At 68.1% G+C, this 6,853-nt stretch carries 3 protein-coding genes; 2 read left to right on the top strand and 1 reads right to left on the bottom strand.

The window, feature by feature from the left end; genetic code table 11:
- The coding region (locus HHX40_RS35395) for a hypothetical protein (protein ID WP_220499979.1) at positions 1-842 on the top strand (842 nt) is incomplete at its 5' end.
- Positions 843-962: 120 nt separating this feature from the next.
- Here HHX40_RS35395 and HHX40_RS35400 read toward each other — a convergent pair.
- On the bottom strand, positions 963-1,634 hold the full coding sequence (locus tag HHX40_RS35400; RefSeq protein WP_111702010.1) for a FadR/GntR family transcriptional regulator: 672 nt from the start codon (positions 1,632-1,634) through the stop codon (positions 963-965).
- Between the two features lie 296 nt (positions 1,635-1,930).
- Here HHX40_RS35400 and HHX40_RS35405 point away from each other — a divergent pair.
- Positions 1,931-6,853: ThuA domain-containing protein (locus tag HHX40_RS35405; protein WP_220499980.1), on the top strand; the 4,923-nt coding region annotated here is incomplete at its 3' end.

Consider the following 6,853-nt stretch of genomic DNA (forward strand, 5'->3'; position numbering starts at 1 on the left):
GCCCGGTCTCCGGCGGCGGCGTGCCGCACCAGGGCGGCCTGGTGCAGACCCAGAACGGCGCTTGGTACTACATGGCCTTCCAGGACGCCTACCCCGGCGGCCGGATCCCCGTCCTGGCCCCGATCACCTGGACCTCCGACGGGTGGCCCACCATCACGACCGTCAACGGCGGCTGGGGCGCCTCCTACCCCTACCCCAACGTGCCGCGCCCGCCCCGGCAGGTGAAGTCCCCCGGCGGGACCGACACCTTCACCGGGTCGCAGCTCGGGGCGGAGTGGGAGTGGAACCACAACCCCGACACCACGAAGTTCAGCGTCGGCAGCGGGCTGCGGCTGCAGACCGCCACGGTGACCAACGACCTGTACTCGGCCCGCAACACCCTCACCCACCGCATCCTCGGGCCGTCTTCGACGGCGACGATCCAGCTGGACTACTCCCAGATGCGCGACGGGGACCGGGCGGGGCTGGCGATGCTGCGCGACTCCTCGGCCTGGATCGGCGTACGGCGCGACAACGGCCAGACCCGGCTGGTCGCGACCAACAACCTGACCATGAACAGCAGCTGGCAGACCACCTCCACCGGCACCGAGGTGGCCTCCACCGCCGTGTCCGGCGGGCGGATCTGGCTACGGGTCAACGCCGACATCCGGCCCGGCAGCGGCCGCCAGGCCAAGTTCTCCTACAGCACCGACGGGGTGAACTTCACCTCCTTCGGCCCCGCCTTCACGATGGGCAACGCCTGGCAGTTCTTCATGGGCTACCGCTTCGGCATCTTCAACTACGCCACCCAGTCCCTGGGCGGCTCGGTCACCGTCAACAGGTTCGACCTGACGCAACCCTGACGCCCTGACCCAGCTGATCGAGCTGATCGCATGACACCGGCCGGCCCCGGCGCTCCCCGACAGGAGCACCGGGGCCGGTTCCGTGTCTCCCCAGCCCCAGCCCCGGCATCGGAAGCGGTGTCACAGGGCGCTGCGGAGCCACTCCTCCACCCCGGCCACGTGAACCGTGGCCCACGCCCTCGCGACCTCCGGCTGCCGGGCGGCGATCGCGTCGCAGATGGCGGCGTGCTGCTCCCGCGTCTTCTCGTTGGCGCCCTCCTGGGTGAGGCCACGCCAGATACGCGCCCGGGTCGTCGGCCCGGACAGGCTCTCGATGAGCGAGCACAGCACCGCGTTGCCCGACCCCGCCGCGATGTGCTGGTGGAAGCGCAGGTCGTTGGCGACGAGCTCCTCCACACTCGGCTCGTCCGGCACCCCGCTGAGGATCTCGCGGAGCGCCTCGACGTCCTCGTCGGACATGTGCAGCGCGGCCATGGCGGTGGCGGCCGGCTCCAGGATGCGCCGCACCTCCAGGAACTGCAGCACGGTGTCGTCGCGATGGAAGTCCACGACGAACGACATCGCGTCGAGCAGCAGGTTGGGCTGGAGGCTGGTGACGTAGGTGCCGTCGCCCTGCCGTACGTCGAGCACGTTGATCAGGGCGAGCGCGCGCACGGCCTCCCGCAGGGAGTTGCGGGACAGGCCGAGCCGTTCGGCCAGGTCGGCCTCCTTCGGCAGCCGGTCACCGGGGCGCAACTCACCCGAAATGATCATCTGCTTGATCCGGTCGATCGCCGCGTCCGTGACCGCCACGAAGCCACCCCCTGTTCGCAGGCGGACGAGGCCGCCAGACGTCGGATGTCTAGCAGTTTAGGGGAAGCCGGACCTGCTCTCACCCTGGTCAGCGGACTTACGAAAGCCGCTCAGGCGTGCGCGTCACTTCCAGCAAGCAGTAGAGAAAGTCATGTCAATTCGATTAAAAGGTCTTCACAACCGGACGAAACGGGATTACGTTCGCGACGCCTGCTCTTCTGGAGGCTGGTGTGACAAAGCCCCCAGGCCGACAGGTGGCCCCCCGGGTCACCCGTTCACCCCTCAAAGGAGCTGTCTTGACAGTTCACCGGCATCGCGCCTTGAGCCGTCTGGCCGCGGCGATGTCCCTCGCAGTGGCTCTGCCCGTTCCCTTCATGTCCGCGTCCCCCGCCATGGCGTCGGTGACGCGGGCCGGCGCCGCCAGTGCCGCGGCCCCTGACTTCAAGGTGCTCGTCTTCTCCAAGACGACCGGTTTCCGGCACGACTCGATCCCCGAGGGGATCGCGGCGGTGCAGAAGCTCGGCCAGGAGAACAACTTCGCGGTCGACACGACCGAGGACAGCGCGGCGTTCACCGACGCCAACCTGGCGCAGTACCAGGCCGTCATCTTCATGTCCACGACCGGTGACCCGGTCAGCACCCAGGACCAGAAGGACGCCTTCCAGCGCTACATCCAGAAGGGCGGCGGCTACGTCGGCGTCCACGCGGCGGCCGACAGCGGCTACGACTGGGCGTGGTACGGCAAGCTGGTCGGGGCCTACTTCAAGCAGCACCCGGCGATCCAGCAGGCGACGGTCAAGGTCGAGGACCCGGCGCACCCGTCGACCGCGGGCCTGCCGACGACCTGGAGCCGTACCGACGAGTGGTACGACTACCGGACCAACCCGCGTAACACGGTTCACGTGCTGACGTCGCTGGACGAGAAGTCCTACACCGGCGGCACGATGGGCGCCGACCACCCCAACACGTGGTGTCAGGACTACGACGGTGGCCGCTCGTGGTACACCGGCCTGGGCCACCTGAAGGAGAACTACAGCGAGGCGAACTTCCTCAAGCTGCTCCTCGGCGGTATCAAGACCGCCTCGGGCGCCGTGAAGGCCGACTGCTCCGCTTCGCAGAGCAGCAGCTACGACAAGGTGGAGCTGGACGCCGACACGTCCAACCCGATGATGCTGGACGTCGCCAAGGACGGCCGGGTCTTCTACATCGACCGGCTCGGCGATGTGAAGATCATCAAGCCCAGTGGGGGCACGGTCCAGGCCGCTCACCTCGATGTCTTCACCGCCAACGAGAGCGGTCTGCTCGGTATGGCGCTGGACCCCGGGTTCGCGACGAACAAGTGGATCTACCTGTACTACTCGCCCACGGGCTCGGAGAACGTCGACCGGCTGAGCCGGTTCACGGTCAACGGGGACACCCTGGACCTGGCGAGCGAGAAGAAGATCCTCGACGTGCCGGTGCAGCGCGCCGAGTGCTGCCACCACGGCGGCGGCCTGGTGATGGACCCCAAGACCGGCAACCTCTGGCTGGGCACGGGCGACAACACCAACCCCTTCGCCTCCGACGGCTTCGCGCCGATCGACGAGCAGTCGGGCCGCTCCAGCTGGGACGCCCAGCGCTCCGCGGGCAACACCAACAGCCTGAGCGGCAAGCTGCTGCGCATCCACCCCGAGGCGGACGGCACCTACACGATCCCGTCGGGCAACCTGTTCGCGCCGGGCACGGACAAGACCAAGCCGGAGATCTACGGCATGGGCTTCCGTAACCCGTTCCGGATCGGGATGGACCCCAAGACCGGCAACGTGATGCTGGGTGAGTACGGCCCCGACTCGAACGCTGCCAGTGCCACGCGTGGCCCGCAGAACACGGTGGAGTGGAACCTCATCTCCAAGCCGGGCAACTACGGCTGGCCGTACTGCATCGGCAACAACTCGCCCTACATCGACTACAACTTCGCGACGAAGCAGTCGGGTTCGGCGTTCAACTGCGCGGCTCCGGTCAACGACTCGCCGAACAACACCGGCCTGACCAACCTGCCGCCGGTGATCCCGGCGACCGTGTGGTACCACTACGCCTCCGACGCCAACAACTTCCCCGAGCTGAGCGGCGGCGCCCCGATGGGCGGCCCGGTCTACCGCTTCGACGAGAACGTGAAGTCGGACGTCAAGTGGCCGGCCTACTGGGACGGCAAGGCCATGTTCGGTGAGTGGAACAACAACGCCATGTGGTCGTTCCAGCTCAACGAGGACGGCACCAAGCTCGTCGAGATGAACCGGATCCTTCAGACCCTGAGCTTCAAGAAGCCCATGGACATGAAGTTCGGCCCCGACGGCGCCCTCTACCTGATCGAGTGGGGCTCGGGCTTCGGCGGCGACAACGCCGACTCCGGCGTCTACCGCGTGGAGTACATCAAGGGCAACCGCCCGCCGGTGGCGCGCGCCAGCGCCGACAAGACCGACGGCCCGACGCCGCTGACCGTCAAGTTCAGCAGCGACGGCTCGCGCGACCCCGACGGCAAGGCGATCACCTACGCCTGGGACCTCAACGGTGACGGCACGACCGACTCCACCGAGGCCAACCCCACCTTCACCTACACGAAGGCCGGCGAGTACAGCGCCGTCCTGACGATCACCAACGCCGATGGCAGGACCGCGACCTCCAGCGTGACGGTCAACGCGGGCAACACCAAGCCCGAGGTCAAGGTCGAGCTGCCGCCGAGCGGCTCGTTCTTCGAGTTCGGCGACCAGGTGAAGTTCAAGGTCACCGTCACCGACGCCGAGGACGGCACGGTCGACTGCAGCAAGGTGCAGATCCAGTCCATCCTGGGTCACGACACCCACGGTCACCCGCTCGACCAGACGACCGGCTGCGAGGGCGTCGTGCAGACCGCCATGGCGGGCCACGGTGAGTACGACAACCTGTTCTACGTCATCGAGGCCAGCTACACCGACAAGGGCGCCGGGACGGCCAAGCCGCTCACCGGGCGGGGTCAGGTCATCCTGCAGCCCAAGCGCAAGCAGGCCGAGCACTTCAGCGCCACCGGCCGGGTCACCGGCGGCACCGGCACCGACGCCGCGGGCGTGCAGGTCGAGACCACGACCGACACCGCGGGCGGCAACCAGAACATCGGGTTCACCCAGGACGGCGACTGGTGGTCGTTCGACCCGATCAACCTGACCGACATCACCGCGATCCGGCTCCGCGCCGCCTCGGCCGGTCCCGGCGGCACCGTGCAGATCCGTCAGGGCAACCCCGACAACGGCACCCTGGTCGGCTCGGTGGACATCACGCCCACCGGCAACTGGCAGACGTACAAGGACGTCACGGTCGACCTGACCAACCCGCCGACGACCAGCGGCCCGCTGTACTTCGTCGTGCGCAAGCCGGCGAGCGCGGCGAACGACGCCTACCTGCTCAACTTCAACTGGGTCGACTTCATCGGCAAGGGCGCCACCAACAACCAGCGTCCGACCGTGTCGGTGGCCGCCAACGCGACCACGGGCATCGCGCCGCTGAAGGTGGACTTCACCACCACCGCCACCGACCCCGAAGGCGACGCGCTCACCTACAAGTGGAACTTCGGGGTGAACGGCGCGCCGCAGCCGACCACGGCCAACGCGAGCTACACCTACACCACGCCGGGCACCTACACCGCCGTGGTGACGGTGACCGACGCCAAGGGCGCCGCCGGCAGCGCCCAGGTGCAGATCAAGGTGGACGCGCCGGCCACGGCGTGCTTCACCGGCCGCTCCGACGACTTCCTGGGCACCCAGCTCGACCGTGACCGCTGGTCGGTCATCCGGGAGAACCAGGACCTGCGGGTCGCCGACGGCAGCCTGATCATCCCGACCTCGGCCACCGACATCTACAGCACGGGCGGCAGCACGCCGAACATCGTCGTGCAGCCGATGCCGTCGGGCGCCTGGACGGCCACCGCCAAGCTCACGCTGAAGGCACTCACCACCTACCAGCAGGCCGGCCTGGTCATCTACGGCGACGACGACAACTACGCCAAGATGGTGCTGCAGGCACGGGGCAGCAACGACCACGCGGCCCGCATCTTCCAGTTCATCCGGGAAGACAAGGGCAGCCCCAACGAGGTGACCGCGAGCAACACCGCCAACCTCGGGGACGCCTACCCCGACACGGTGTACGTGCGGTTCATCAGCGACGGCACCAACATCACCGCGCACTACTCCTCGGACGGCACCACCTTCACGGCGATGTCGGAGACCAAGCCGCTCGCCGGGATCTCCAACCCGAAGATCGGCCTGATCTCGCTGGCCTCGACCAACAACCCGGTGACGGACGCGGCCTTCGACTGGTTCCACATCACGCCCGACGACAAGGCCACGGCCTCGGACCCCAACGACGAGTTCGAGGGCACCGCGCTCGACCTCTGCCGCTGGAGCGCCAACGTGCGCTACGACGCGACGGCGGCGCGGGTGAGTGGTGGTCAGCTCCAGCTCGACACGACCAAGGGTGACATCTACGGGTCCGACAACAGCAACCCGAAGAACTTCATCCTGCAGACGGCGCCGAGCGGTGACTGGACGCTGGAGACCAAGGTCGACGGTTCCGCTCTCAACGAGCAGTTCCAGCAGGGCGGCCTGATCGTCTACGGCGACGACGAGAACTACGTGAAGTTCGACTACGTCGCGGACAACGCCGCGGGCTCCGCGGTGACCCGGCGGCTCGAGCTGCGCAGCGAGGTCGGCGGCGTCGTGCAGGACCCGCAGCCCCAGGTCACCAACCTGACCAGCGGGGTGTGGTGGCTGCGCCTGACGAAGACCGGAGACGGCTTCACCGCCTCCTACTCCTCGGACGGCGCCACCTGGACCGACCTGGCCACCGACGGCACGGCCGCCGTGGTCAAGAACAGCGCCGTGGCCGGCACCGGCAAGGTCGGTCTGTTCGGCTTCGGCGTCAACCAGGGCGCGTCCAAGACGGTCAAGTTCGACTACTTCAAGCTGACCCCGGCGGCCACGTCGAAGGTCAAGCTGACCGTCACCGCGGCCACCCGCTGCATCGGCACCACCGCCTACCTGGCGGTCACCGCCGTCAACAACGGCGACGTGCCGGCCACGATCGTGCTGAACACCGCGTTCGGCAACAAGACCGTGACCGACGTGGCCCCGGGCAAGCAGGCCTACCAGTCCTTCAACACCCGGACCGCCCAGGTCGCCGCCGGCAAGGCCACCGTGACCGGCACCGCCACC

It is taken from the genome of Microbispora sp. H10949 (assembly GCF_014161435.1).
In the GTDB taxonomy this organism is placed as follows: domain Bacteria; phylum Actinomycetota; class Actinomycetes; order Streptosporangiales; family Streptosporangiaceae; genus Microbispora; species Microbispora triticiradicis.